Annotated in this window: 25 protein-coding genes; 13 read left to right on the forward strand and 12 right to left on the reverse strand. The window is 70.0% G+C overall.

Features of this window, described 5'->3' with window-relative positions:
• Positions 1 to 185: 185 nt before the first annotated feature.
• Complete coding sequence (locus tag KV106_RS17055) at positions 186 to 1,319, reverse strand: class I SAM-dependent methyltransferase (RefSeq protein ID WP_261211259.1); 1,134 nt, start codon at positions 1,317 to 1,319, stop codon at positions 186 to 188.
• Between the two features lie 21 nt (positions 1,320 to 1,340).
• On the opposite strand from KV106_RS17055, the gene KV106_RS17060 reads away from it, so the two are divergent.
• The 5 genes from KV106_RS17060 to KV106_RS17080 all read left to right on the forward strand — a co-directional run bounded on the left by KV106_RS17060 (position 1,341) and on the right by KV106_RS17080 (position 4,965).
• Positions 1,341 to 2,141, forward strand: coding sequence for an SDR family oxidoreductase (locus KV106_RS17060; RefSeq protein ID WP_261211260.1), 801 nt, complete (start codon positions 1,341 to 1,343; stop codon positions 2,139 to 2,141).
• A 44-nt stretch (positions 2,142 to 2,185) separates the two neighbouring features.
• Complete coding sequence (locus KV106_RS17065) at positions 2,186 to 2,563, forward strand: dihydroneopterin aldolase (protein WP_057591108.1); 378 nt, start codon at positions 2,186 to 2,188, stop codon at positions 2,561 to 2,563.
• Between the two features lie 58 nt (positions 2,564 to 2,621).
• Positions 2,622 to 3,566, forward strand: a complete 945-nt coding sequence (ttcA, locus tag KV106_RS17070; protein ID WP_057591109.1) for a tRNA 2-thiocytidine(32) synthetase TtcA — start codon at positions 2,622 to 2,624, stop codon at positions 3,564 to 3,566.
• A gap of 46 nt (positions 3,567 to 3,612) precedes the next feature.
• Positions 3,613 to 4,254 carry a DUF4136 domain-containing protein gene (locus tag KV106_RS17075; RefSeq protein ID WP_409976532.1) on the forward strand — a complete coding sequence of 214 codons (642 nt, stop codon included), beginning with the start codon at positions 3,613 to 3,615 and terminating at the stop codon, positions 4,252 to 4,254.
• A gap of 63 nt (positions 4,255 to 4,317) precedes the next feature.
• Positions 4,318 to 4,965: a histidine phosphatase family protein gene (locus KV106_RS17080; protein WP_057591111.1), complete on the forward strand. Its 648-nt coding sequence runs from the start codon at positions 4,318 to 4,320 to the stop codon at positions 4,963 to 4,965.
• A 9-nt stretch (positions 4,966 to 4,974) separates the two neighbouring features.
• On the opposite strand, the gene KV106_RS17085 is transcribed toward KV106_RS17080, so the two are convergent.
• The 9 genes from KV106_RS17085 to KV106_RS17125 all read right to left on the reverse strand — a co-directional run bounded on the left by KV106_RS17085 (position 4,975) and on the right by KV106_RS17125 (position 13,305).
• Positions 4,975 to 6,021, reverse strand: a complete 1,047-nt coding sequence (locus KV106_RS17085) for an ABC transporter permease (protein WP_261211264.1) — start codon at positions 6,019 to 6,021, stop codon at positions 4,975 to 4,977.
• Positions 6,018 to 7,523, reverse strand: coding sequence for a sugar ABC transporter ATP-binding protein (locus KV106_RS17090; protein WP_057591112.1), 1,506 nt, complete (start codon positions 7,521 to 7,523; stop codon positions 6,018 to 6,020). The genes KV106_RS17085 and KV106_RS17090 overlap by 4 nt, the downstream gene beginning before the upstream one ends.
• An 8-nt stretch (positions 7,524 to 7,531) precedes the next feature.
• Positions 7,532 to 8,326, reverse strand: coding sequence for a TMAO reductase system periplasmic protein TorT (gene torT / locus KV106_RS17095; protein ID WP_261211267.1), 795 nt, complete (start codon positions 8,324 to 8,326; stop codon positions 7,532 to 7,534).
• A 178-nt stretch (positions 8,327 to 8,504) separates the two neighbouring features.
• On the reverse strand, positions 8,505 to 8,876 hold the full coding sequence (locus KV106_RS17100; protein WP_261211269.1) for a hypothetical protein: 372 nt from the start codon (positions 8,874 to 8,876) through the stop codon (positions 8,505 to 8,507).
• 64 nt (positions 8,877 to 8,940) lie between these two features.
• Positions 8,941 to 9,918, reverse strand: coding sequence for a 5-oxoprolinase subunit C family protein (locus tag KV106_RS17105; protein WP_261211270.1), 978 nt, complete (start codon positions 9,916 to 9,918; stop codon positions 8,941 to 8,943).
• On the reverse strand, positions 9,908 to 10,816 hold the full coding sequence (locus KV106_RS17110) for a 5-oxoprolinase subunit B family protein (protein ID WP_261211273.1): 909 nt from the start codon (positions 10,814 to 10,816) through the stop codon (positions 9,908 to 9,910). Before KV106_RS17110 ends, KV106_RS17105 begins: the two co-directional genes overlap by 11 nt.
• Positions 10,813 to 12,219, reverse strand: a complete 1,407-nt coding sequence (locus KV106_RS17115; protein ID WP_261211274.1) for an acetyl-CoA carboxylase biotin carboxylase subunit — start codon at positions 12,217 to 12,219, stop codon at positions 10,813 to 10,815. The genes KV106_RS17110 and KV106_RS17115 overlap by 4 nt, the downstream gene beginning before the upstream one ends.
• Positions 12,220 to 12,232: 13 nt before the next feature.
• Positions 12,233 to 12,481: an acetyl-CoA carboxylase gene (locus KV106_RS17120; RefSeq protein ID WP_261211275.1), complete on the reverse strand. Its 249-nt coding sequence runs from the start codon at positions 12,479 to 12,481 to the stop codon at positions 12,233 to 12,235.
• 50 nt (positions 12,482 to 12,531) lie between these two features.
• The gene (locus KV106_RS17125; RefSeq protein ID WP_057591118.1) at positions 12,532 to 13,305 is read right to left on the reverse strand and encodes a 5-oxoprolinase subunit PxpA; all 774 of its coding nucleotides are present in this window, start codon (positions 13,303 to 13,305) and stop codon (positions 12,532 to 12,534) included.
• Between the two features lie 222 nt (positions 13,306 to 13,527).
• Here KV106_RS17125 and KV106_RS17130 point away from each other — a divergent pair, with 222 nt between their 5' ends.
• Entirely contained in the window at positions 13,528 to 14,454 is a 927-nt protein-coding gene (locus KV106_RS17130; protein ID WP_057591119.1) for a LysR family transcriptional regulator, read from the forward strand.
• A gap of 15 nt (positions 14,455 to 14,469) precedes the next feature.
• On the opposite strand, the gene KV106_RS17135 is transcribed toward KV106_RS17130, so the two are convergent.
• Both KV106_RS17135 and KV106_RS17140 read right to left on the reverse strand, forming a co-directional pair.
• Positions 14,470 to 17,619 carry an efflux RND transporter permease subunit gene (locus KV106_RS17135; RefSeq protein ID WP_057591120.1) on the reverse strand — a complete coding sequence of 1,050 codons (3,150 nt, stop codon included), beginning with the start codon at positions 17,617 to 17,619 and terminating at the stop codon, positions 14,470 to 14,472.
• On the reverse strand, positions 17,616 to 18,845 hold the full coding sequence (locus tag KV106_RS17140) for an efflux RND transporter periplasmic adaptor subunit (RefSeq protein WP_082321631.1): 1,230 nt from the start codon (positions 18,843 to 18,845) through the stop codon (positions 17,616 to 17,618). Before KV106_RS17140 ends, KV106_RS17135 begins: the two co-directional genes overlap by 4 nt.
• A gap of 184 nt (positions 18,846 to 19,029) precedes the next feature.
• On the opposite strand from KV106_RS17140, the gene KV106_RS17145 reads away from it, so the two are divergent.
• From KV106_RS17145 to mdoH, 7 genes are all read left to right on the forward strand, one after another.
• Positions 19,030 to 19,488, forward strand: coding sequence for a hypothetical protein (locus KV106_RS17145; protein WP_057591121.1), 459 nt, complete (start codon positions 19,030 to 19,032; stop codon positions 19,486 to 19,488).
• Positions 19,489 to 19,621: 133 nt separating this feature from the next.
• Positions 19,622 to 20,980: a tRNA (N6-isopentenyl adenosine(37)-C2)-methylthiotransferase MiaB gene (miaB, locus tag KV106_RS17150; protein WP_261211276.1), complete on the forward strand. Its 1,359-nt coding sequence runs from the start codon at positions 19,622 to 19,624 to the stop codon at positions 20,978 to 20,980.
• Positions 20,980 to 22,404 (forward strand): sensor histidine kinase, encoded by a 1,425-nt coding sequence (locus tag KV106_RS17155; protein WP_057591123.1) that lies wholly within the window; start codon positions 20,980 to 20,982, stop codon positions 22,402 to 22,404. Before miaB ends, KV106_RS17155 begins: the two co-directional genes overlap by 1 nt.
• Positions 22,405 to 22,467: 63 nt before the next feature.
• The gene (locus tag KV106_RS17160; protein WP_261211277.1) at positions 22,468 to 23,133 is read left to right on the forward strand and encodes a hypothetical protein; all 666 of its coding nucleotides are present in this window, start codon (positions 22,468 to 22,470) and stop codon (positions 23,131 to 23,133) included.
• On the forward strand, positions 23,130 to 24,530 hold the full coding sequence (locus KV106_RS17165; RefSeq protein WP_057591125.1) for a sigma 54-interacting transcriptional regulator: 1,401 nt from the start codon (positions 23,130 to 23,132) through the stop codon (positions 24,528 to 24,530). Before KV106_RS17160 ends, KV106_RS17165 begins: the two co-directional genes overlap by 4 nt.
• 181 nt (positions 24,531 to 24,711) lie before the next feature.
• Positions 24,712 to 24,918, forward strand: coding sequence for a hypothetical protein (locus KV106_RS17170; protein ID WP_057591126.1), 207 nt, complete (start codon positions 24,712 to 24,714; stop codon positions 24,916 to 24,918).
• Between the two features lie 5 nt (positions 24,919 to 24,923).
• Positions 24,924 to 26,927 (forward strand): glucans biosynthesis glucosyltransferase MdoH, encoded by a 2,004-nt coding sequence (mdoH, locus tag KV106_RS17175; RefSeq protein ID WP_057591127.1) that lies wholly within the window; start codon positions 24,924 to 24,926, stop codon positions 26,925 to 26,927.
• Positions 26,928 to 26,979: the final 52 nt, after the last annotated feature.

Raw genomic sequence — 26,979 nt, forward strand, 5'->3', positions numbered from 1 at the left:
CGAAGCGAGTTCTGCGAGACCCCGCGAAACGCGAGCACCGCAGGTTGCCCGTAGCGAAGCGCAGGGTCGCAGACAGTGGGGTCGCCTTCTTTTGCTTACTTTTCTTGGCGAGACAAGAAAAGTGAGTCGCCCGCCGGGGCGAGTCCCGGCCTACAGCCTCAACAAAAGCACGTCTTCAAAAAAGATCAGAGCGTATGACTCCGATCCCCCTCAACAAACCCAAGCGCCTCCCAAGCATCACCCACAGCAAACCCCACCACCTTGAACAGCTCCCCCATCTCATGCTCATGCACCAGCCGAGCACCCATGGCCCTCTCCCCCACGGAAGCCGTCTCCATCAACGAAACCAGCCCGCAGTTCAACAGAAAGCGCGCCTGACTCGCATACCCCAGCACGGCAAGCCCCGCCTCCTGCCCCGCCAACGCCACCCCCGTGAAGTCAACGTGCGCAGTGATGTCCTTCAACCCCACGTCGGACAGCGGATCCCCATCCGCCCGATGCGCCCGATGGCACATCACCGTCCCCATGTGCCGCTGCGGGTGGTAGTACTCGCTCTCGGGAAAGCCGTAGTCGATCAAGAAGGCAGCCCCGCGCTCGAGCCGGTCCGCCAGCGTCGCGACGAAGGCCTTGGCCTGGGGATGGATCTCCGTCAGGTAGTCGTGCTCGCCCGGCACCTCGACCGGCGGCCGCAGCTCGGTCTCGCGGTCGGCCCAGGCCCAGCCGTCGCCGGCCGCATTGCGCACCACGCCGCGCTCGAACCAGCGCCCGCCATGGCGCGCGAGCAGTTGCACCGGCATCGCGTCGAGCACCTCGTTGCCGACCACCACGCCCTGCATCGCCGCGGGCAGCTCGAGCCGCCATTCGACGCGGTCGCCGAAGCGCGCCAGCGCCTGCTGCTGGCGCGCGCGCAGGGTGCCCGAGAGGTCGACGATGCGGTAGTTCACGTCGCTGCGGCCCAGGGCATCGAGCGCATCGAGCAAATGGGCGGCGAGCGCGCCCGAGCCGGCGCCGAACTCCCACACCGTGGCGGTGCCGGTCTTCTCGAGCGCCTCGGCCAGCTGCGCGGCCAGCGCGCGGCCGAACAGCGGGGTGAGCTCGGGAGCGGTCACGAAGTCGCTGCCCGATTCGGGCATCTGGCCGAACTTGGCGAGGCTGTTGGCGTAGTAGCCGAGCCCCGGCGCATAGAGCGCGAGCGCCATGAAGCGGTCGAAGCCGATCCAGCCGCCGGCGCGCTCGACGGCACGGGCGATCAGGGTGTCGAGGGCGATGGGTAAACTGCTGTGGGTCTGTGTCGTCACGGGCACCGATTCTCCTCGCATCCTCCAACCCCCACCTTCCGCATGAGCGCCGCGCCCTCCTCCACCGCCACGCCACCCGAGCGCCGCACCGTCCTCGTCACGGGCGCGGGCAAGCGGCTGGGGCGCGAGATCGCGCTGGCGCTGGCCGCGGGCGGCTGGCGCGTGGCGGTGCATTTCCGCCAGTCGCGCGCCGAGGCCGAGCAGACGGTGGCCGACTGCGCCGCGCTCGCGGGCGAGGCCCATGCCTTCGGCGCCGACCTGCTCGACGAGGCCGCCACGCGCGCGCTGCTGCCGCAGGTGGCGGCGCACTTCGGCCGGGTCGACGCGGTGGTGCACAGCGCCGCGCTGTTCGAGCACGACGACGCGGCCAGCTTCAGCTACGCGCTGATGGACCGCCATGCGCGCGGCAACACGGGGGCCGCGATCGTGCTGGCGCAGGCGCTGCACGCGCACCTCGCGCAACGCGATCCAGAAGGCACGCTCACCGGCGCGATGGTCCACATGCTCGACCAGAAGCTGTGGAACACCAACCCCGATTTCCTCAGCTACACGCTCTCCAAGGCCGCGCTCGAGGCCGCCACGCCGATGCTGGCGCTGGCTCTCGCGCCGCGCGTGCGCGTGGTGGGCGTGGCGCCCGGCCTCACGCTGCCGAGCCACATGCACGACGACGACAAGTTCGCGCAGCTGCACAAGCTGTCGCCGCTGGGGCGCTCGTCCACGCCGGCCGACGTGGCCGCCACCGTGCGCTTCGCGCTCGAGAACGGCTCGATCACCGGCACCACGCTGCTGGTGGACGGCGGCCAGCACCTGATGAAGTTCGAGCGCGATTTCTCGCACATGTGAATCCAGGCCCGCCGCCCGAGGCCCCCTTTTTCGAGCACCACCCGATGTCACCCACCACCCCCCTCGGGCGCCAGACGCTCACCCTCAACGGCCTGCGCTTCGACGCCAACCTCGGCATCCTCGAGCAGGAAAAGGTCGCGCCGCAGCCGATCCAGGTCGATGCCGAGCTCAACCTCGGCCCGCAGCCGCTGCTGCCCAAGGACGACGACATCTTCCACGTGCTCGACTACCGCAAGGTGCGCCGGATCATCATCGACGAGTGCACGGCCGAGCACGTGAACCTGCTCGAAAGCCTGATCGGCAAGCTCGCGCAGCGCCTGCTGCAACTGCCCGGCGTGCTGGGCGTGCGCGTGAAGATCGCCAAGCTCGAGATCTTCGAGGACTGCGAGGTCGCGATCCGCATCGAAGCCGGGGAATGGTGATCCGGGGCAAAATCGCCCCCTTCCCCCGTTTTTTGCTGCCCCGGGCAGCCCTTTTGCCATGAACGCCGTCTGGATCGACGAGGCGCCCGTCGCCGACGCCTCCGCCTCGCCCCCGCCCGCCAACTCGATGAAGATCGAGCGCGAAACGCACAAGCTCGAGAAACGCCTGTGCCGCGAGGTGGGCCGCGCCATCGTCGACTACAACATGATCGAGGAAGGCGACAAGGTCATGGTCTGCGTGTCGGGCGGCAAGGACAGCTACGGCCTGCTCGACATCCTGCTCAAGCTCAAGGCCCGCGCCCCTATCCACTTCGACATCGTCGCGGTCAACCTCGACCAGAAGCAGCCCGGCTTCCCCGAGGAAGTGCTGCCGAAGTACCTGAGCGACCTCGGCGTGGCCTTCCACATCGAGAACCAGGACACCTACAGCATCGTCAAGCGCGTGATCCCCGAGGGCAAGACCACCTGCGGCCTGTGCAGCCGGCTGCGCCGCGGCATCCTCTACCGCGTGGCCGACGAGTTGGGCGCCACCAAGGTCGCGCTGGGCCACCACCGCGACGACATGCTGCAGACCTTCTTCCTCAACATGTTCTTCGCGGCCAAGCTCAAGAGCATGCCGCCGAAGCTGGTGAGCGACGACGGCCGCCACGTGGTGATCCGGCCGCTGGCCTACGTGGCCGAGAAGGACCTGGTGCGCTGGGCCCAGCACCGCGAGTTCCCGATCATTCCGTGCACGCTGTGCGGCAGCCAGGAGAACCTGCAGCGCAAGCAGGTCGGCGAGATGCTGCGCGAATGGGAGCGCAAGTACCCGGGGCGCATCGAGAACATGTTCAGCGCGATGCAGAACGTGGTGCCTTCGCACCTGCTCGACGGAACGCTGCACGACTTCAAGGGTCTGAAGCCGACGGGCGTGGCCGACGAGAACGGCGACAAGGCCTTCGACACGCCCTCCTTCGACCCGCTCTCCCAGGCACCCGCCGCCCTGCGCATCGTTCAGGGCTGATCCGGCTACCCAGGGGAATTTTGGGCTCACCGGCCCGGAGACCCTCATGAAACGCGCCTTCTCTGCTCTTCCCGCTCTCCTTTTGGTAGCAACCCTGTCCGGCTGCGCCACCTCCTGGGTGGTCGACAGCGACGTGAAGAGCTTCTCCTCGATCGACACCGTTCCCGCCGGCGCCACCTACCGCTTCGAGCGCCTGCCCTCGCAGCAGGCCAACGGCGAGCGCCAGGCCTCGCTCGAGGCCATGGCCGCCGCCGCGCTCGAGCAGGTCGGCCTGCGCCGCGACGACGCCAACCCGCGCTACACGGCGCAAATCAGCGCCCGCGTGACCACCACGCTGTCGCCCTGGGCCGACCCCTGGCTCTGGGACGGCCCTTTCGGCTACGGCTACGGCTATGGCTACGGCCCCTACGGCTACGGCCGGCGCTGGTACGGCGGCGGCTGGTATGGCGCGCCGATGATCCCGCAGGCCTCCAACCCCTGGTACGAGCGCGAGGTCGGCGTGGTGCTGCGCGAGCTCGGCAGCAACCGCGTGGTCTACGAGACCCGCGCGCGCAACGACGGCCCCTACACCTCGAGCGCCGCGGTGCTGCCGGTGATGTTCCAGGCCGCGCTGCAGGGCTTCCCGAAGCCGCCCGAGGGCGTGCGGCGCGTCAACATCGAGCTGCCCACGGCGAAGAAGCAACAGTAAGGGCCCGCCTCGGGCCTGGAGCGGCGGCACGATCCGAAATGCCGCCCTCCTAGAATTTCGACCATGGAAGACCTCACCCGCCTGATCGCCGTTCGCCATGGCGAAACCGCCTGGAACGTCGACACGCGCATCCAGGGCCAGCTCGACATCGGGCTCAATCCCACCGGCGTCTGGCAGGCCCAGCGCGTGGGCCAGGCGCTGGCCGACGAGCCGCTGGCCGCCATCTATGCGAGCGACCTCTCGCGCGCCTGGCAGACCGCGCTCGAGATCGCCAGGCCGCACGGCCTCGAGGTCCGGCCCGAACCCGGCCTGCGCGAGCGCGCCTTCGGCCGCTTCGAGGGCATGAGCTTCGCCGAGATCGAGGCCGAGCTGCCCGAACAGGCCAGGCGCTGGCGCGAGCGCGATCCCGAATTCGAACCCGAGGGCGGCGAGAGCCTGCTGGTGTTCCGCGAGCGCATCACGCGCGTGGCCGCCGACCTGGCCTCGCGCCACACGGGCGAGTTGGTGGCGCTGGTCGCGCACGGCGGCGTGATGGACGTGCTCTACCGCGCCGCCACGCGCCAGGAGCTGCAGGCGCCGCGCACCTGGCAGCTCGGCAACGCGGCCATCAACCGCATGCTGTGGAGCAGCGAGGGCTTCAGCCTCGTGGGCTGGAGCGACATCTCGCACCTCGCGGCCGAGGGCGGGCCGCGCGACGAGTTCGCCAACTAGCTCGGTGCGTCAGTGCGAGCCGCGCGCCACCATCCGGTGGCGCAGCTGGTCGGCCACCACCGCCACGATCAGCAGCGCGCCCAGCACCACCATCTGCAGGTACGACCCCACGCTCGCGAGGTTCATGCCGTTCTGCACCAGGCCGATGAAGATCGCGCCCATCACCACGTTCGGCACCCGGCCCATGCCGCCACGCAGGCTCACGCCGGCGATCACGCAGGCCGCGATCGACTCCAGCGCCACGGTGCCGCCGAGGTTGGCCTCGCCGGTCTCGACGCGCGCGGTCAGCAGCAGGCCGCTGACGGCCGCGAGGCCCGCGCACAGCAGGTAGGCCACGAGCAGCACGCGCCGGGTGTCGATGCCCGACAGCGCCGCCGCCTTGGCATTGCCGCCCACGGCCAGCAGGTGGGTGCCGGTCGGCATGCGGCCCATCAGCACGCCCATGGCCGCCACGCAGACCGCCGTGACCCAGATCGGCACCGGCACGCCCAGCAGCGTGCCGAAGCCGAACAGCTCGCTGAAGCCCGCGGGCAGGCCCGACACCGGCACGCCGCCCGTGAGGTAGAGCGCCAGGCCGAAGCCGATCGACTGCACGCCCAGCGTGACGATGAAGGGCGAGACGCCGATGAAGGCCACGCCGATGCCGTTGATCAGCCCCACCGCGAGCCCGGCCAGCATGCCGCAGGCGCAGCCCAGCGCGATCGCCAGCCAGGCGGCGTCGGGCAGCGCGGCGCCGAAGAACTGCATGGCCAGCGCCGCCACCACCGAGGTGATCGCCATCACGGTGCCGACCGAGAGGTCGAAGCCGCCGGTCACCAGCGCCAGCATCTGGCCCATGGCCACCAGGATCAGGTAGACCGACTGGCGCAGCAGGTTGACCAGGTTCTGCACCGTGAGGAACTGGTCCGACAGGGTGCCGAACACCACGAAGGCGATCGCCAGCATGAAGGGCAGCACGCCCAGGCGCAGGAACAGGGCGCGCAGCAGGGCCAGCGCGCGGCCGGCGGGCCCCGGTGCCGAAGGCACGGCGGTGGCGACGGAGGAAGACGAAGTCATGGCTTGTTGTTCTCGCTGGAACCGAAGAAGAGATTGAGCACGGCGGTCTCGCCGATGGCGTCGCCCTGCAGCTCGCCGGCGATCTCGCCGCGGCACATCACGTAGACGCGGTGGCTCAGGTGCAGCACCTCGGGCAGGTCGGAGGAGATCACGACCACCGCCGCGCCGCCTTCGCAGAGCTTGCGGATCACCTGGTAGAGCGCGCTGCGGGTGCCGATGTCGACGCCCACCGTGGGCTCGTCGAACACGTAGAGCGCGGCGTCGCGCGTCATGCCCTTGCCGAACAGCACCTTCTGCTGGTTGCCGCCCGACAGGAGCGCCACCGGCCGCTCGAGGTTGCGCGGCGCGAGCTCCACGCGCTCGGCCGCGGCCGTCGACAGCCTTCGCCCGAGCCGCTTGCGCAGCCAGCCGCCATGGCCGCGCAGCGGGCCGTGCACCAGCGGCAGCGTGATGTTGGCGCGCGAGCTGAAGCCCAGCACCAGCCCCTCGCCCTTGCGGTCGGGCGGCAGGTAGAACAGGCCCTCGTCGAGCAGCCGGCGCACCCTGGCGCCGGTGCGCGGCTGGCCCTTGAACAGCACGCGGCCCGCGCTCACCGGATCGAGCCCGCAGACCGCGCGGAACAGCTCCGACTTGCCGCAGCCCACGAGGCCGGCCAGCCCGACCACCTCGCCGCGCCGCACCCCGAGGCTGGCGCCGCGCACGCCGTTGGGCGAATGCAGGCCCTCGACCTCGAGCACCGTCTCGCCCGGCGCAAAGGCGATGCGCGGATAGACCTGTTCGATGGCACGCCCGCTCATCAGCTCGATCAGGCGGTCGGCATCGGTCTCGCGCGCCTCGACCGTCGTCACCTGGCGGCCGTCGCGCAGCACCGTGATGCGGTCGGCGATGCGCGCGATCTCCTGCATGCGGTGCGAGATGTAGACGATGCCCACGCCGCGCGCCTGCAGCCGCGCCACCAGCTCGAACAGGCGCTGCGTCTCGGCATCGGTCAGCGAGGCCGTGGGCTCGTCGAGGATCAGCACCGAGACCTCGCCGCGCAGGCCCTTGGCGATCTCCACCATCTGCTGCTGCGCGCGCGTGAGGCCGGCCACGGGCGCATCGACGTCGATCGCGAAGCCCAGGTCGGCCAGCATCGCGCGGGCACGTTCGCGCAGCGCGCCGCGGTCGAGCAGGCCGCCGCGGCGCGGCTCCTCGCCGAGGCTCAGGTTCTGCGCCACCGACAGCGTGGGGATCAGCGAGAACTCCTGGAACACGGCGCTGATGCCGTGGCGCCGCGCCTCGTGCACGTTCGCGAAGCGCACCGGCTCGCCGCGCAGCCGGATCTCGCCGGCGCTCGGCACATTGGCGCCGGCCAGCAGCGAGATCAGCGTCGACTTGCCGGCGCCGTTCTCGCCGAACAGCACGTGCACCTCGCCCGCGCGCAGTTCGAAGTCCACGCCGTCGAGCGCCAGCACGCCCGGATAGCGCTTGCCGAGTCCGCGGGTCTGCAGCAGGGGTGGCATCGCGGGCCTTACTTGACCTCGAACACCGGCTTGAAGCCGGTCGGCGGCAGGATGTCGGCCTGCTTCACGCTCTGGATGTTGCTGCTGTCGACCACGAAGATCTTCGGGCCCACGTGCTTCGCGACCTCCTTGCCCTCGAGCAGGCGCACCGCCTGGTCGACCGCGATGCGGCCCTGGATCACCATCGAGTCGGCCGGCGCCGCCACGATGCGGCCGCGCTGGATGCCCTCGTAGACGCCCGGCGTCATGTAGAAGGACAGCACCTGCACCTTCTTGTCGAGGTTGCGCGAGCGCAGGATGCCGGTGGCGGCCTCGGCCGTGACGGCCGTGCCGGCCACGTAGGCCAGGTCGGGGTTGGCCTGCAGCACGTCCTCGATCAGCTTGCTCTGCGCTTCCTTGCCGGTGTCGCCGTACTTCGGATCGAGCACCACCACCGCGCTGCCCTTGACCGCCTCCATGAAGCCCTTGTGCGCGGCCTCGACCCAGCCCGCGCCGGCCGGGCCCGGGAACCAGCCGACCTTGACCGGCGGCGAGCTGGCCGGATGCTTCTTCGCGAGGTAGGCGCCGGTCGACTGGCCCATGGTGTGGAAGGACACCAGCGACTTGGCCGAGAGGTCGGGCGAGTTGATGCCGTTGACCAGATCGATCACCGGCACCTTCTTCGCGGCCGTGGCCTTGATGACGTTGTTGAGGCCGTCGCCCGAGATCGCGCCGATGATCACCGCGTTGGCGCCGCGCGCCACGCAGTCCTCGATCTGCGAGACCTGCTTGCCGAGGTTGCAGGGCCTGTTAACGCTATGCAAGGGGTCGCGTTGCCCCGCAAAGGGGCTGGATGCAAGGCGCCCGCGCGCAGCAAGGCGTCCGCCTTGCAAGCGCGGGCAACGCCGCAGACGGCCCCTTTGCGGGGCAACCCGGAGGGAAGCTCACCACAGGCCGCCCCTCGGCGTTGCGCTCCTAGCGTGTGCGCACGCACACGCGTCGTCACGCGCCTTGATGGGCGGGCTGTGGTGAGCTTCGCGACCCCTTGCATAGCGTTAACAGGCCCTCGCCGCCCGCGTCGGCCACCTGCAGCTTCACGCCCTGGCGCCGGGCCTCCTCGATCACGCCGTAGTCCACGCCGAGCCAGTAGGCGTCCTTCATGTGCGGGAACGACACGCAGAGGTCCCACTTCTTCGAGGCCTTGGGCAGCGGCACGTAGTCGATGGGCTTCTTCGTGCCCTCGGCCGAGAAGGCGGGCTCGGTGGCCTCGGCCTTGTAGGGAAACCAGTCGGCGGCCGAGGCGCCGCCGTGCCACAGCACGGTGGCGGCGAAGGCGGCGGCGGTCAATGAAACGCGCAGGGGCAAGCTGTTCATGAAGAACTCCTAGGTGGCAACGGGGAAGAAAAGGAAGGGGTGGGCGGCCGCGCCGCCCGGGCGCTCAGTCGGCGAGCGCGGCGCGCAGGCGCTCGATGCGCCGTCGTCGCTCGGCGCGCGCGGCCAGCGCCTGCGCCATGTCGACCGCGACGAAGCGCGCCTTGTGGTTGGGCTGCATCTGGGCGATCAGGTCCATGTCGGCGCTGATCACCGTGCCGACCATCGCGTAGCCGCCGCCCGAGACCGCGTCGCGGTGCAGGATGATCGGCTCGCGCCCGCCCGGCACCTGGATCGAGCCATAGGGATAGCCGGCATCGACGATGTTCGACGGATCGGCGCCCGCGCCGAAGGGCGGCGTACGCTCGATGAACTTCAGCGGCGTGCCGTTCTTGTAGCGGTAGCCGATGCGGTCGGCCTCCGAGCCCACGCTCCAGGTGTCGGCGAAGAAGCTGCGCACCGAGTCCTGCTGCAGCCGGTGGAAGTAGATGCCGGGCAGCACGCGCAGCGTCACCTCCTTCGCGAGCACCGGCAGCAGATCCGCCGCCACGCTACGCCCGGGCCGCGCGCGCGCCGAGGGCGTGCCCACGGGCAGCCGGTCGCCGGCCAGCAGCTTGCGGCCCTCGAAGCCGCCGAAGGCGCCGAGGCCGTAGGTCGAGCGGCTGCCGAGCACCAGCGGCACGTCGATGCCGCCGGCCACCGCGATGCACATGCGCGCGCCCAGCAGCATGAAGTCGAAGCCGAGCACGTCGCCGGCCTGCACCGCGAAGGCTTCGTTGCGCGGCCTCTCGGCGCCGTTGAGCTTGACCTTGGCCTGCGCGCCGGTCACCGCCACCACGGCGGGCGCGTCGAAGCGCAGCTCGGGCCCGAGCAGCGTGCTCTCGATCACGGCCGCGCCCTCGTCGTTGCCCACCAGCAGGTTGGCCAGCACCAGGCCCTGCTGGTCGAGCGCGCCCGACAGCGGGATGCCCAGGTGGTAGTAGCCGGGACGGCCCGCGTCCTGCACGCTGGTCGCGAGGCCGGGCTTGAGCACTTCAATCGCCATGGAGCACCTTCAGCAGCTGTTGGTTGTAGCCGTCGGGATCGGCCAGGAATTCCTGCAGCGAGAACGACACCGGCGCGATGCGCAACGCGTAGTCGCCGGCCTCCACCTGCGCCACCTGGCGGTCGTACTCGGCGCGGTCGATCGGCTTCCACTTGACGATGTCGCCGGGACGGAAGAACACCATCAGCTCCTTGAGGTACGGCAGGCGCTGGGCCGGATCGAAGATCGGCGCCGGCGTGACGCCGAACATCTGGTAGCCGCCGGCACCGCGCACCGAGTAGATGCAGCTGAAGCAGCCGCCATGGCCCAGGGTGAGCCGCGGCGTGTCGGTGCGCGGGCTCAGGTACTTGGGCACCTCGAGCTGGCGCTCGCGCTCGACCATCTGGAACAGGAAGGGCAACCCGGCCACGAAGCCCACCATGGAGACGAACCACGGCGCGCCCGAATGCGCGGCGATGAAGGCATCGACGGAATCGAGGCCGTTGATGCGCGCGGCGTACTCGATGTCGGTGCTGGCCGGGTCCTGGTGGCGCTCGCGGAAGCGCATCAGGGTCTCGTGCGTCCACGGGTCGTTGTAGAGCACGGGGATCTCGACGATGCGGGTCGAAAGCCGCAGGTCGGCCTCGCCGATGCCGGCCTCGATCCCCTCGAGCACGGCCTGCAGCGCATCGGGCGCGATCAGGTCGGGATCGAAGCGCACCAGGTAGGCCGCGTTGGCCGGGCAGATCTCGGTGACGCCCGCGATCTCGCCGGCCTGCACGCGGCGGCGCAGCTCGTTGCAGATCGCCATGCCCTTGAAGAAGGCGGGCAGCGACATCGATTCGCTGATCTCGACGAACAGGTGCTCGTCGCCGCCGAAGCTGTAGCGGGCCTGGGCCGGGAGGATGGCGGCGGTCATGCGGGCACCTTCTCGAGAGTCGGGACGGAAGCGGCGGGCTCCGCCAGCGGGTTCGCCGCGAGCCATTGCTCGAGGAAGCCGGTGTGGAAGGCCGCGGCCGCGACCTCGGCGTCGTCGCACAGCGCGCGGTGCAGCGGGATCGTGGTGTGGATGCCCTCCACGCGCAGCTCGCCGAGCGCACGGCGCATGCGCGCGAGCGCGGCGGCGCGGTCGCTGTCGTGCACGATCAGCTTGCCGAGCAGCGAGTCGTAGTAGGCCGGCACGTTGCAGCCCGCGAACATCAGGGTGTCGAAGCGCACGCCGGGCCCGCCCGGCACCGCGAGCCGCGTCACCAGGCCCGGGCTCGGCATGAAGTTCTTCGCGGCGTTCTCGGCGTTGATGCGCACCTCGATGGCGGCGCCGGCGAGCCGGATGTCCTCCTGCTTCAGGCGCAGCGGCTGGCCCAGCGCGATGCGCAGCATCTCCTTCACGAGATCGATGCCGGTGACCATCTCGGTGATCGGATGCTCGACCTGGATGCGGGTGTTCATCTCGATGAAGAAGAATTCGCGCGTGTCGTCGTCATAGAGGTATTCGAGCGTGCCCGCGCCGCGGTAGGCCACGGCGCTCGCGAGGCGCAGCGCCGATTCGCACAGCGCGGCGCGCGTGGCGGCATCGATGGCGGCCGAGGGCGCTTCTTCCCACACCTTCTGGCGCCGGCGCTGCAGCGAGCATTCGCGTTCGAAGCAGTGCACCACGCGCTGGCCGTCGCCGAGGATCTGCACCTCGATGTGGCGCGCCTTGCGGATGAAGCGCTCGAGGTAGACCTCGCCGTTGCCGAAGGCGGCCTGCGCCTCGGCGGTGGCGGTGGCGAACTGCTGGCGCAGCTCGGCCTCGTCGTGCGCCACGCGGATGCCGCGCCCGCCACCGCCGGCCGAGGCCTTGATCATGATCGGGTAGCCGATGTCGCGCGCGAGCTCGACCGCCACGCCGGCATCGCTCACCACGCCGGCGCTGCCGGGCACGGTGGGCACGCCGGCCTTCATGGCGGCGGCGCGCGCGGCCGCCTTGTCGCCCATGGTGCGGATCGCATGCGGCGTCGGGCCCACGAACACCAGGCCCGCGGCCTCGACGCGCGCCGCGAAGTCGGCGTTCTCCGAGAGGAAGCCGTAGCCCGGATGCACGGCGCCCGCGCCGCTCTGGGCCGCGGCCTGCAGGATGGCGTCGGCGCTCAGGTAGCTCTTGCCGGCATGGGCCGGGCCGATGCGCACGGCCTCGTCGGCCATCTGCACGGCCAGGCTCTGGGCGTCGGCGTCGCTGTAGACGGCGACGGTCTTCAGGCCCAGCTCCTGCGCGGCGCGGATCACGCGCACCGCGATCTCCCCGCGGTTGGCGATCAGCAGCTTGTCGAATGCAGCGGTCATCGCGTCGTCTTCCTCAGGCGGTCTCGATCACGGCCAGCGGCTGGCCCGGATCGACCGGCTCGGCGTTCTCGACCGCGAAGCGCAGCAGGCGACCGGCCGCGTCGGCCGTGACTTCGCTGAACTGCTTCATCACCTCGACCAGGCCCAGCACGTCGCCCACGGCCACCGTGTCGCCCTCGGACTTGAACGGCGGCGCGCCGGGCGCCGAGCGGCGGTAGAAGGTGCCCGGCAGCGGGCTCAGGACTTCATGGGTAGCGGACATGGGATGCACTCCTGGGGACGAAACGGAAAACGGGGAAGGGAAAGAGGGGATCAGCCCTGCGCGGCGAGCCCTGCAACCTCGATGCCATGCGCGGCCAGCGCGCGCCGCGTGGCCTGCACCAGCGCGAGCGCACCGGGCGTGTCGCTGTGGATGCAGACCGAGTCGAAGCCGATGGCCAGGTCCTCGCCCTCGACCGTGCGCACCGTGCCCTCGGTGCAGGCGCGCAGCACCTTGGCCGCGACCGCCTCGGGGTCGAGCGCGCCGACGCGGCGCGTGAAGACGATGGAGCCGCTCAAGTCATAGTCGCGGTCGGCATAGAACTCGCGCACCACGGGCTGGCCCAGCTCGCGCGCCACGCGGCAGGTGACCGAGGACTCCATGCAGAACAGGCGCAGGCCGGGCTCGATGCGCTGCAGCGCCTCGACCAGCGTGCGCGACAGCGCCTCGTCGCGCGCCGCATGCATGTAGAGCGCGCCGTGCGGCTTGATGTGCTGCAGCGCCAGCCCCTCGAGCCGCGCGAACTCGCGCAGCGCGCCGAGCTGGTAGACCATGTCGTTGACCAGTTCCTCGGCCGGCGCCTGGATGTGGCGCCGGCCGAAGCCCACGAGGTCGCGAAAGCCCGGGTGCGCGCCGATGCCCACGCCGTGCTCGCGCGCCAGCGCGACCATGCGCCGCATGATGTTCGGATCGCCGGCATGGAAGCCGGTGGCGATGTTGGCCGAACTGATCAGGGGCATCAGTTCCGCGTCGACGCCATCGCCGATGGTCCAGGGGCCGAAGCCCTCGCCCATGTCGGAGTTCAGATCGATCCGCTTCTTCTTCACGTGTGACAGCCTTTGTTCGATGGACGGGCCGAAGATTAGTGAGCGGTCCAAAGGCTGAAAAGCATTGTTTTCCGCGCGCTCGGTATCTGAAAAACAGATGCTGCGTTGCGGCGCGTGCCTTGCTACGCTGGCGCCATTCGATCGCGCGGTATCGGGTTTTCACCAACCCATGCACCGGCTGCGCCGCGTTGCCGATACCGATCCACTCCCCGAAGCCCCGCCATGTCCCTGACCCTTCGCCAGCTCAAGTACTTCTCGGCGGTGGCCGAGGCAGGCCGCATCTCGCACGCGGCGCTGCAGCTCAACATCTCGCAGTCGGCCGTGACCACTGCGATCCGCGAGCTCGAGGAGATGCTCGGCCAGCAGCTGTTCGAGCGCCATCCGCACGGCGTGGAACTGACCAAGGGCGGGCGCCGCTTCCTGAGCCATGCCTACGCGGTGCTCGCCGCGGCCGACGAGGCGCAGCGCATGCCCCACGAGGACGCCGCCGTGCAGGGCGAGCTGACCATCGCCGCGAGCTACACGGTGCTGGGCTACTTCCTGCCGCACCACCTGCAGCGCTTCGAGCAGCTGCATCCGCAGGTCACGCTGAAGGTGCACGAGGTGGCGCGCGAGGCGATCGAGGAAGGGCTGATCACGCGGCGCTACGACCTCGGCGTGGTGCTGACCTCGAACGTGGTGCTGCGCGAGCTCTCGCTCGAGACCTTCTTCGGCTCGCAGCGCCGGCTGTGGGTGCCGGCCAAGCATCCGCTGCTCGACAAGGCCGAGGTCACGCTGGCCGACGTGGCGGCCGAGCCCTACATCATGCTCACGGTCGACGAGGCCGCGGCCACCGCGCTCAAGTACTGGGGCCGCACGCCGCACCAGCCCAAGGTGCGGCTGCGCACCAGCTCGGTGGAGGCGGTGCGCAGCACGGTCGCCAACGGCGGCGGCGTGACGGTGCTGTCGGACATGGTCTACCGCCCGTGGTCGCTCGAGGGCAAGCGCATCGAGACCATCAACCTGCGCGACCCGATCCCCACGATGAACATCGGACTCGGCTGGAAACAGGGCGTGGAGTTCTCGCCCGCGATGACGGCGCTGCGCGACTACTTCCGCCAGCTGTTCCTCGATCCCGCGTCGGCGCGGCAGGGGCGCGGGCGCGCCTGAGCCCGCCGCGCTCGCTCAGGCGTGCGAGACCTCGGCCTGCGCTTCCTTCGGCAGGTCGACCATCGGCCCGCTGCCGCTGTAGCGGTCGAGCGCGAGGTAGATCGCGGGCGTGATGTAGAGCGTGATCACCTGCGAGAAGATCAGCCCGCCCACCACCGCCACGCCCAGCGGCTGGCGCAGCTCGGCGCCGGCGCCCAGGCCCAGCGCGAGCGGCAGCGCGCCCATCAGCGCGGCCAGCGTGGTCATCAGGATCGGGCGGAAGCGCAGCCGGCAGGCCTCGCGGATCGCCTCCACCGGCTGCAGGCCCTCGGTGCGCTGCGCGTCGAGCGCGAAGTCGATCATCATGATCGCGTTCTTCTTCACGATGCCGATCAGAAGCAGGATGCCGATGGTCGCGATCAGCGTCAGGTCGAAGCCGAAGATCTTCAGCGAGATCAGCGCGCCCACCGCCGCCGAGGGCAGGCCCGCGAGGATCGTGATCGGGTGGATGTAGCTCTCGTAGAGCACGCCCAGCAGCACGTAGATGACCAGCACCGCGAGCACCAGCAGCACGGCCTGGCTGGACTGCGAGCTCTGGAACACCGCGGCATCGCCCCCGTAGGTGGTGATGATCGACTGCGGCATCTTGAGCTCTTCCTTGAAGCGGTCGATCTTGGCGGTGGCGTTGCCCAGCGGCACGTCGGGCCCGAGGTTGAACGACACCGTCACCGCCTGCAGCTGGCCCTGGTGGTTGACCGAGGTCGGGCCCACGGTGCGCTCGATGCTCGAGAAGGCCGACAGCGGCACCAGCCGGCCGGTGGTGCTGCGCACCGACAGGCGCGAGACGTCGTCCTCGAACTGCCGGTCGTTGTCGGCCGCCGAGAGGATCACCTGGTAGGTGTTGCTGGCCGCGTAGATGCTGCCGATCTGGCGGTCGCCGTAGGCGTTGTAGAGCGCGGTGCGCAGGTCGCCCACGGCCACGCCGAGCACGCCGGCCTTGTCGCGGTCGATCTTCAGCGTGGCCTGCAGGCCGCGGTTCTGCGAATCGCTGGTGACGTCGCGGAAGTCGGGGTCGGCGCGCATGCGTTCCATCAGCCGCGTGGCCCAGGGCACCATCTCGCCGGCGTTCACGCTCTGCAGCGTGTACTGGAAGCGCGCCTTGCTCTGGCGCCCGCCCAGGCGCAGGTTCTGCACCGGCTGCATGTAGACGGCGATGCCGGGAATCTCGCGGAAGCGCTGGCGCAGCGACTCGAGCACCTTCGACATCTTCGGCCGCTCGCCGCGCGCCTTGAGCACCGCGAACAGCCGGCCCGAGTTCTGCGTGGCCGTGGGGCCGCCCACGCCGACGAAGGAGCTCACGTAGTCGACGCTGGGGTCGGCCATCAGCGCGTCGGACACGCGGTCCTGCAGCGCCTTCATGGCGGTGAAGGAGATGTCCTCGGCGGCCTCGGTCGTGATCTGGATCTGGCCGATGTCCTCCTCGGGGAAGAAGCCCTTGGGGATCGTGATGAACAGCCAGGCCGTGACCACGAAGGTGGCGCCGGCCATCAGCAGCATCAGCCCGCGGTGCGCCAGGGTCCAGTCGAGCGTGCGCATGTAGCTGCCGTGCACCCAGCGGTAGCCGCGCTCGAAGGCGCGGCCGATCGCGGTGCCGGGCTCGGGATGCTCCTCTTCATGGTCGTGGCGCGCGCCGCCCTCGGGCCGCGGCACCTGCTTGAGCAGCCGGCTCGCGAGCATCGGCACCAGGGTCAGCGAGACGATGGCCGACACCAGCACCGCCAGCGCCACCACCACCGCGAACTCGTGGAACAGGAGGCCGATCACGCCCGGCATGAAGAAGATCGGGATGAACACCGCCACCAGCGAGATCGAGATCGAGACGATGGTGAAGCCCACCTCGCGCGCGCCGCGCAGCGAGGCCGCCAGCGGGTCCATGCCCTTCTCGACGTAGCGCATGATGTTCTCGAGCACCACGATGGCGTCGTCCACCACCAGGCCCACGGCCAGCGTGATGCCCAGGAGCGAGACGTTGTCGAGGCTGTAGCCGAAGGCATAGAGCAGCGCCACCGCGCCGATCAGCGAGATCGGGATGGTGGCGGCCGGGATCAGCGTGGCGACCAGCCGGTGCAGGAACAGGAAGATCACCAGCACCACCAGCGCGATGGTGCCCAGCAGGGTGAGCTGCACGTCGTGCACCGCCTCGCGGATCGACAGCGAGCGGTCGTTGACCATCTGGATCTCGACCGACTGCGGCAGCTCGGCCTTGAAGCGCGGGATCAGCGCGCGCACCGCGTCGACCACCTGCACCGTGTTGGCATTGGGCTGGCGCTGCACGGCCAGCGAGATCGAGCTCTGGCCGTTGAAGCTGCTGGCGGTCTTGACCGACTCGAAGCTGTCCTCGATGGTCGCGACCTCGTCGAGCCGCACCGGTGCGCCGTTGCGCTGGCCGACGATCAGCTTGGCGAAGTCGGCCGCGCGCGTGAGCTGCTGGTTGGCCTGGATGGTGAGCGTCTGGCGCGGGCCGTCGAGCACGCCGACCGGCGTGTTGGCATTGGCCGAGTTGACCGCGCGCGCGAGCTCGTCGAGCGTGATGTTGCGCGCGTTGAGCAGGTCGGCGTTGGCCTTGATGCGCACCGCGAAGGCCTTGCGGCCGTACACGCCCACCTGCGCCACGCCGTCGATGGTCGAGAGCGTGGGCGAGATCAGGTTCTCGGCGTAGTCGTTGAGCTCCGAGGGATTCATCGACGGCGAGATCAGCGCGATGAACAGCACCGGCGCGTCGGCCGGGTTGACCTTGCGGTACGAGGGCAGCTGCGTGAGCTCCTGCGGCAGCTGGCGCTGCGCGCGCAGGAGCGCGGCCTGCACGTCGACCGCGGCGGCGTCGATGTCGCGGCTGCTGACGAACTCGAGCGTGAGCGAGGTCACGCCCTGCGTGTTGACCGAGCTGATGGTCTGCAGACCCGGGATGGTCGAGAACTGCTTCTCGAGCGGCAGCGCGACCGAGCTCGCCATGGTGTCGGGACTGGCGCCCGGCAGCTGCGCATTGACGTTGATGACGGGCGTGTTGTAGCTGGGCAGCGCGGCGACCGGGATGCTGAAGTAGGCGAAGATGCCCACCACCACGACGGCCGCGGACAGCAGCACCGTCATCGCGGGACGGCGGATGCACAGCTCGGAAATGTTCATGCGCGTTCCCGCTGCGTCGACCGGATGTCGACGCCATCGGACGACGCCGCGCTGCCTGGTGTCACGCCCGTGGTGCCGCCGGGCGCGGCCGGGGTCGCGGGCGCGTCGCCGCGCGGCTTGTCGTCGACGCGCACCTTGCCGTTGGGCCGCACGTTCTGGCTGCCCTCGATCACGACCTGCTCGCCCGGCTCGACGCCGCTGACCGCGACCTTGGTGCCGAAGGTGTGCAGCGTCTTCACCTTGCGGCGGCTCGCGTTGCGCTCCTTGTCGACCACGTAGAGCGAGGTGCCCTCGGGCAGCATCATCAGCGCCGCCGCCGGCACCACCGTGACGCCCTCGAGCGTGCGCACCGTGATGCGGGTGCCGACGAACTGGCCGGGCCACAGGCTCTGGTCGGCGTTGTCGAACACGGCCTTGGCGCGCACGGTGCCGATCTGCGGGTCGACCGTGTTGTCGACGAAGTTGAGCGTGCCCTGCAGCGTGTCCTTGCGGCCCGTGACCACGGCCTCGACGCGCGAGCGGGTGCGCGCGGCGGCCAGCAGGTCCTGCAGGTTGGCCTCGGGCACGGGGAAGCTCACGGCGATCGGATCGAGCTGCGTGACGGTGACCAGCGACAGCGTGGGCTGCACCAGCGTGCCCGGGTAGATGTTGACGGCGCCGATGCGGCCCGCGATCGGCGCATGCAGCTTGGTGTAGCTCAGCGCCACCTGGGCCGACTGCACCGCGGCGCGGTCGGCCGCGACCGCCGCGCGCTGCGCCTCGAGCTGCGACAGCGTGGCATCGGTCGCGCTCTTGGAGATGAAGTTCTGCGCCAGCAATTCCTGGCTGCGCTTGTACTGGCGCTCGAGGTCGGCCAGCGTGGCCTCGTCGCGCTTCTGCTGGGCCTGGGCGCGCGCCAGGTTGGCCTGGTCGTTGCGGTCGTCGAGCGTGAAGAGCAGTTGACCCTGCTTCACGAACTGGCCTTCCTTCACGTGCACCACGTCGACCGTGTTGGTCACCTGCGGTCGCAGGTCCACGCTGTTGAGCGAGACCACGCTGCCGTTGACCTGCACCGTGACCGGCACGTCCTGGCGCACGGCGGTGGCGAGCGTGACCAGCGCGGTCGGCGCGGCGGCCGGCCCCTTGGCGCTCTTCGCCGCGGCGCGCTCGCCCGAGCCGCTCCACCACCATCCCGCGGCGGCGACGATCGACACGCCCACGAGGGCGATGACTGCGTTCTTCTTCATGGGTTTTTGTGCACTTTGGGCTGACAGCGGCTATTGGATCGCGGGGGGTTCCGAGTGTCCATCCGCACCGTAAAGAAAAGTAAAGGCCAGGGCGCCGCGCCCGGTAAAAACGGTCGGGATAAGCACGGATGGACAGGCACCCCGCTCGCTAGAATCCCCGCTCCACAGCCTCTGGATGAACCCCATGAACCGCTGCAAGACACCCACGAACGCTCTTCATTTCATAGCAGCCTGCGCAACGCTGGCAGCCACTTCCAGCTTCTTCCCGCTCCAGGCGAGCGCGCAGGACGCGGTGCCCCGGCCGCAGACCCAGAACGAATCGCTGGTCGGCGGGCGCAATTTCCCGGTCGGCACCCTGCGCGGCAAGTTCCGCGTGATCGACGGCAACGACGTGATGCTCGACGGCCGCGCCGACCGGCTCGCGCCCGGCGCGCGCATCCGCAGCGGCCAGAACATGCTGGTGATGAGCGGCGCGATCGTCGGCCAGAACCTGCTGGTCAACTACACGCGCGATGCCGCCGGCATGCTGCGCGAGGTCTGGATCCTCACGCCCGACGAAGCCACCGCCAGCCGCGAATCGCTGAACAAGCCCTTCCTCAACATCTGGCCCTTCGTGCAGAACGACACGGTCAACACGCAGTAGGCATCTCGCCCGCAGGCCCTCGGCCGCACCGGCATTCCTCTCGCGGACACGCCCCGCCGCTTTCGCCACGAAAGCCCCGTGTCCGCCCGGCCCTCCGCAAGACGAGGGCCCCTCCCATATAGAAGAGCTCCCCATGACCGCCAAGAAAGTCTTCATCAAAACCTTCGGCTGCCAGATGAACGAGTACGACTCGGACAAGATGGCCGACGTGCTCAACGCGGCCCAGGGCTACGAGCCGACGCAGAACGTCGACGAGGCCGACCTGATCCTGTTCAACACCTGCTCGGTGCGCGAGAAGGCGCAGGAGAAGGTGTTCTCCGACCTGGGCCGCGTCAAGCACCTGAAGGCGCGCGGCGTGAAGATCGGCGTCGGCGGCTGCGTGGCCAGCCAGGAGGGCAACGCCATCATCGCGCGCGCGTCCTACGTCGACATCGTGTTCGGCCCGCAGACCCTGCACCGGCTGCCCGAAATGCTGGCCGAGCGCGAGCGGCTCGACCGCCCGCAGGTCGACATCAGCTTTCCCGAGATCGAGAAGTTCGACCACCTGCCGCCCGCGCGCGTGGAAGGCGCCACCGCCTTCGTGTCGATCATGGAAGGCTGCTCCAAGTACTGCAGCTACTGCGTGGTGCCCTACACGCGCGGCGAGGAAGTCAACCGGCCGCTCGACGACGTGCTGGTCGAGATCGCCGGCCTGGCCGACCAGGGCGTGCGCGAGGTCACGCTGCTGGGCCAGAACGTCAATGCCTACCGCGGCCGCATGGGCGACACGGCCGAGATCGCCGACTTCGCGCTGCTGATCGAGTACGTGGCCGAGATCCCCGGCATCGAGCGCATCCGCTACACCACCAGCCATCCGAACGAGTTCACGCCGCGGCTGATCGAGGCCTATGCCAGGGTGCCGCAGCTCGTGAGCCACCTGCACCTGCCGGTGCAGCACGGCAGCGACCGCATCCTGATGGCAATGAAGCGCGGCTACACCGCCATGGAATACAAGAGCACGGTGCGCAAGCTGCGCGCGATCCGGCCCGAGCTCGCGCTGTCGAGCGACTTCATCGTCGGCTTCCCCGGCGAGACCGAGGCCGACTTCGACAAGATGATGAAGCTGATCGACGACTGCCAGTTCGACGCCAGCTTCAGCTTCATCTTCAGCCCGCGCCCCGGCACGCCGGCCGCCGCGCTGCACGACGACACGCCGCACGAGGTCAAGCTGGCGCGGCTGCAGAAGCTGCAGGCCGTGATCGACGGCAACGTGAAGCGCTTCGGCGAAGCGCTGGTGGGCAGCACCCAGCGCGTGCTGGTGGAAGGCGCCTCGCGCCGCGACGCGAGCGAGCTGATGGGCCGCACGGCCTGCAACCGGGTCGTCAACTTCGAGGGCGACGCACGGCTCGTGGGCCAAATGACCGACATCCGCATCACGCGCTCGCTGGCCTACACGCTGCGCGGCGAAGTGCCCACGCGCGAGAGCGCGTCCGCCGCCGGGGCGCTCGCCTGATGGCGAAGCGATCGATACGGGGCTCGTTCCAGCAGCTCCTGCTGTTCGCCTTCCTGCTGATCACCGCGCTGCTGGTGGGCGTGGCGCTGCGCTCGGTGCTGCAGTACGACACATTGATGACGCAAAGCCGCGACGCCGCGGCGCGCGCGCTGCGGCTGTCGGGCGCGGCGCAGTCGCTGGCCGAGCGCAGCGCGGCGATGGAGCGTGCCGGGCGCCAGTCGCTGGTGCTCAACGATTCGGTGCTGCGGCGCCGCTTCGACGATGCCGCGCGCGAGGCCCATGGCGTGCTCGAGCGGCTCGAGAAGAACGGCCTGGCGCCCGCCAGCACCGAGGCCTGGCGCACCCAGCTCGGCGTGATCGAGGGCCTGATGAGCGGCAGCGCCGACAGCGCGCTGCAGCGCGAGAGCACGATGGCGATGCAGTTCCGCGACCTCGACGCGCTCAACACCAACATCGCGCAGCAGGCCCAGTTCCTGATCGAGATGCAGAACGACGCGCTGTCCAAGCGCATCGAGAACGCGCGCCGCCGGCTGATGCGCGAGGTGGTCGCGGCCAGCGTGCTCGCGGTGTCGCTGGCGCTGGCCTTCGGCATCTGGCTGGCGCGGCCGTTCAAGCGGCTGGAGCACGCCATCGTCGGCCTGGGCCAGAACCGGCTCGACGAGCCGATCGACATCCGCGGGCCGGCCGACGTGCGGCGCGTGTCGCAGCAGCTCGAATGGCTGCGGCTGCGGCTGACCGAGCTCGATGCCGACAAGGCGCGCTTCCTGCGCCACGTCTCGCACGAACTCAAGACGCCGCTGGCGGCGCTGCGCGAGGGCGTGTCGCTGCTGGAGGACGGCGTGACCGGCGCGCTGAACCCGGCGCAGCTCGAGGTGGCGCAGATCCTGAACCAGAACACGGTGGCGCTGCAGGGCCAGATCGAGGCGCTGCTGCGCTTCAACGCGGCCGCCTTCGAGGCGCGCGAGCTGCGCCGCGAGCGCACCGACCTGCTGCCGCTGATCGAGGAGCAGATCGAGTCGCAGCGGCTGCAGTGGCAGGCCCACGGCCTCACGGTGCGCGCCGAGGGCGAGCGCATCGCGCTCACGGTGGACCGCACCAAGCTCGGCACCGCGATCGCCAACCTGCTGTCGAACGCGATCCGCTTCTCGGCGCGCGGCGGCACCATCACGCTCGCGGTCTCGGGCACGCCCGAGGCGGTGCGCATCGACGTCAACGACGCCGGCCCGGGCATCGCCGAGGGCGACCGCGACCGCATCTTCGAGCCCTTCTACCGCGGCGAACGCCAACCGGAACACGCGGTCAAGGGCACGGGCATCGGACTTTCCATCGTGCAGGAGTACATTGCAGCCCATGGGGGCCGCATCGCCCTGCTGCCCGAGGGGCCCGGCGCGCGTTTCCGCATCGAGCTGCCGCGCACGGCCTGAGCTTCCCGGCGCCCCCACCTCCCCGTAGCCATCGCCAACGCCCCGCGTCGTCCTTCCTCGTCCATGTCTTTTTCGTCCGTACGCCCCTCCACCGCCACCCGCGCACTGGCTGCGCTGGCCGCGCCGTGGCTCCTGCTGCTGGTCGCCTGCAGCGCGCCGCCCAAGCCGCCCGCGGAGGCCGATGCGCTGCCGCCGCCGCCGGTGCTGCCGCGCGTGATGCCGGTCGAGGCCGAGCCGAAAGCGCCGGCCACCCAGCCGGCCTCGCTGTTCACGCTGATGACCCAGGGCCCGGTGGCCGCCATGCTGGCCTACGCCGACAAGGTGCGCCCGCTCAACGGCGGCGAACTCAGCGCCGAGATCCAGCGCCTGGGCGACCCCGGCGACGCGCCCACGGCGCAGATGCAGCTCGCGATCCTGCTCTCGCAGACCCGCGTGCCGGCCGACCTGGCGCGCGCGCTGGGCCTGCTGCAGCGCGTGATCGCCAATCCCGCGCCCGAGGCCCAGCAGTTGCAGCCGCTGGCGCGCGCGCTGGCCGCGCGCTACGTCGAACAGCGCCGCGTCGAGGACGACCGCGACAAGCAGGTGCAGCAGCTGCGCGACAGCCAACGCCGCATCGATCAGCTCAACGACCGCATCGAAGCCCTGCGCGCCATCGAGCGCAGCTTCGCGCGGCCCAACACGCCCGCGGCCCCGGCCTCGGCACCGAACGGAAGCAGGTCCACCCCATGAGTACTTCGGGCGCCCGCCTCCTGGTCGTCGACGACGATCCGGACATGCTGCGGCTGCTGTCGATGCGGCTGAGTTCGGCGGGCTACCAGGTCACGGCCGTGACCTCGGCCGAGACGGCGCTCACGCAGCTCGAGATCGAGCATCCGCAACTGGTGCTCAGCGACGTGCGCCTGCCCGGGCGCGACGGCCTGGCGCTGTTCGATGAGATCCGCAAGCGCCATCCCTCGCTGCCGGTGATCCTGCTGACCGCGCACGGCACCATACCCGACGCGGTGGAAGCCACCGCGCGCGGCGTCTTCACCTACCTCACCAAGCCCTACGACGGGCGCGAGCTGCTCGACAAGATCGCCCAGGCGCTCGCGCTGGGCGCGCCGGCCACGGTGCCGAGCAAGGCCGGCGACGACAGCTGGCGCGCCGACATCGTGAGCCGCAGCAACCGCATGGCCGAGCTGCTGGCCGAAGCGCGCATGGTCGCCAAGTCCGACGCCTCGGTGCTGCTGCGCGGCGACTCGGGCGCCGGCAAGGAGATGCTGGCGCGCGCCATCCACAAGGCCAGCGCGCGCGCCGACAAGCCCTTCGTGGCGGTCAACTGCGGCGCCATTCCCGAGGCGCTGCTCGAGTCGGAGCTGTTCGGCCACATGAAGGGCGCCTTCACCGACGCCCACGCCAACCACAAGGGCCTGTTCCAGCAGGCCGACGGCGGCACCCTGCTGCTCGACGAGATCGGCGACATGCCGCCCGCGCTGCAGGTCAAGCTGCTGCGCGTGCTGCAGGAGCGCGCGGTGCGCCCGCTGGGCGCCAGCCAGTCGATCGAGGTCGACGTGCGCATCATCTCGGCCACCCACCGCGACCTCGATGCCGCGATGGAAGCCGGCCAGTTCCGCGAGGACCTCTACTACCGGCTCAACGTGGTGACGCTGACGCTGCCGCCGCTGTCGGCGCGCCGCGAGGACATCCCGCTGCTGGCCAACCACTTCCTGCAGAAGCTCTCGACCAAGTACGGCAAGCGGCTGTCGGGCTTCGCGCCCGAGGCGCTGAAGGCGCTGACCACCGCGGCCTGGCCCGGCAACGTGCGCCAGCTCTACAACGTGGTCGAGCAGGTCTGCGCGCTGTCGAGCTCGCCGCTGATCCCGCTGGCGCTGGTGCAGCGGGCGCTGCGGGTGCCGACCGTGGAGGTCCAGACCTATGCCGAGGCCAAGCAGCGCTTCGAGCGCGAATACCTGGTCGGTCTGCTGAAACTGACGGACGGTAACGTCGCCGACGCGGCCCGCCTGGCCGACCGCAACCGCACGGAGTTCTACCGCCTGCTGCAGAAGCATGAGCTCACTCCGGGCCACTTCAAGGCCGACGCTGTCGCTGCCGGTGGCGAGGGTGTCGCCGACGAGCGACGCCCCTAAGTCGTTGATTCATATGGGTGTTTTTCGGCGGGCCGGCAGGCCTGTCGGGATTCGGCGACAAAAACGGGGGTTTTGAGGCCCCTTTGGCCCTCCGGCCCCGGGAAATTCCGGTCGAAGTGGCCCAAGTGCTTGATTCCAAAGCACTTTTCCATGCTGGCACAGGGTTTGCCCCTGTAGTCGCATGACAGCATTCAACAGCCCATCTTTCGCACTGCGTCCGCAGCGCGACGGCCTGCGTCAAAAGCAGTTTTCCGCCTCGCGGCCCCGTGCCGCGGGCCATTCGCCAGCCGCGCTCGCCAGCGCCGGCGGCGTCGCGACCGATTGCGTCTTCAAGCGCTTTCCGGCCATCGGCGACACCTCCTCCTCCCTCGACAAGCAACGTTGGTAAACACCATGAAGCCGAACGACTTCTCCCAACTCAATGTCCTGGCCGATTCCGACTTCTCGCACCGCAGCCCGGTGCGTGAGGAACGCCATCCCAACGCCGTCACCGCGCCCCCGCTCAACCGCGGCTCGATGACGCCGCGCCCCTGGCGCGGTTTCTGGAACAGCCTCGGCACCGCCCTGCTGGTCCGCCTGGGCGCCGGCGGCAAGCGCGAAAGCGCCCCGGCCGAAGCCAGGCAGCCGTGGCAGCGCGCCGCCTCGCAGCGCCGCCTGGCCTTCATGCTGCTGACCGTGCTGAGCACCGTGGTCGCTTCCACGCTGTTCGCGGGCGTGCAGCCCGACTACGACAACGTCTGGCTCGAATACGGCCAGATCGGCCTCTACGGCCTGCTCTCGGGCTGGGTCGTGACCGGCTTCGTGACCGCCCTCATGGGCTTCTACGTCTCGGTGCGCGGCGACAAGCACGCGCTCTCGGCGAAGCAGGTGGCCAACCACCCGATGAACCCGGAAGCCCGCACCGCGATCATCATGCCGATCTGCAACGAGGACGTGGCCACCGTGTTCGCCGGCCTGCGCGCCACCTGCGAATCGGTCGCGGCCACGGGCCACGCGAAGCAGTTCGACGTGTTCGTGCTGTCCGACAGCTACAACCCCGAGACCGCCGCCGCCGAGCGCGCCGCCTGGGAAGACCTGCGCGCCGCGCTGGCCGACAGCCCGAACCAGCCGCAGGTCGAGGTCTACTACCGCCTGCGCACCCGCCGCACGCACCGCAAGGCCGGCAACGTGGCCGACTTCTGCCGCCGCTGGGGCAAGGACTACCGCTACATGGTCGTGCTCGACGCCGACTCCGTGATGAGCGGCGACTGCCTGACCTCGATGGTCAAGCTGATGGAAGCCAACCCCACCGCCGGCATCATCCAGACCGCCACCCAGGCCATCGGCCACGTGACGCTGCATGCCCGCGCACAGCAATTCGCCTCCCGCGTGACGGGCCGCCTGTTCACGCTGGGCATGCAGTTCTGGCAACTGGGCGAATCGCACTACTGGGGCCACAACGCGATCATCCGCGTCGAGCCCTTCATGAAGCACTGCGCGCTGGCCCCGATCAAGGGCACCGGCGGCATGTCGGGCGGCATCATGTCGCACGACTTCGTCGAAGCCGCGCTGATGCGCCGTGCCGGCTACCACGTGTGGCTGGTGTCCGACCTGGTCGGCAGCTACGAACAGCAACCGCCGGACCTGCTGGCCGAGCTGCAGCGCGACCGCCGCTGGTGCCAGGGCAACCTGCAGAACGCCCGCCTGATGGCCGAGCCCGGCATCCACTCGGTGCACCGCGCAATGTTCGTGACCGGCACCATGGCCTATGTTTCCGCCCCGCTGTGGCTCGCGTTCCTGACGCTGGGCACCGCGCTGTGGCTCAGCGGTTCCAGCCTGATCTCGAGCTGGAGCGTGCTGCCGGCCGAACTCGCCGGCCTCTGGGTCTGGACCCTGTGCCTGCTGTTCCTGCCCCGCGTGCTCGGCGTCGCCGCCGTGCTGATGCGCGGCGAGCAGCGCCAGTTCGGCGGCCTGTGGGGCCTGGTCAAGAGCTCGGTGATGGAAAGTGGTCTCGCGATCGTGCAAGCCCCGGTGCGCATGCTGGCCCACTCGCTGTTCGTGCTGGTCGCCCTCACCGGCATCAAGCTCGACTGGAAGTCGCCCCCGCGCGAAGCCGCCGCCGTGCCGTGGAAGGTCGCCGCCTCGCAGCTGGCCCCCATGACGCTGGTGATCGCACTGCTGGCCGTCGGCGTCGCGATGATCGACCCGAGCGCCCTGATGTGGCTCATGCCGGTCGGCCTGCCGCTGCTGCTGGCGATCCCGCTGACCGTGCTGACCAGCCAGATCGCGCTGGGCACCACGCTGCGCGACCGCGGCTTCCTGCTGATCCCCGAGGAATCGCGTTCGCCGGCCGTGCTGCGCCGCGCCTGGATGCACGCGCTGCGCCTCTCGCGCCCCGCGGCGCTGGCCACGGCCTGACGCGCGCACGCCACACGCCTCGCACGAAGCCGGCCCCGAGGGGCCGGCTTTT

Source organism: Variovorax endophyticus, assembly GCF_025376855.1.
GTDB lineage: Bacteria > Pseudomonadota > Gammaproteobacteria > Burkholderiales > Burkholderiaceae_C > Variovorax.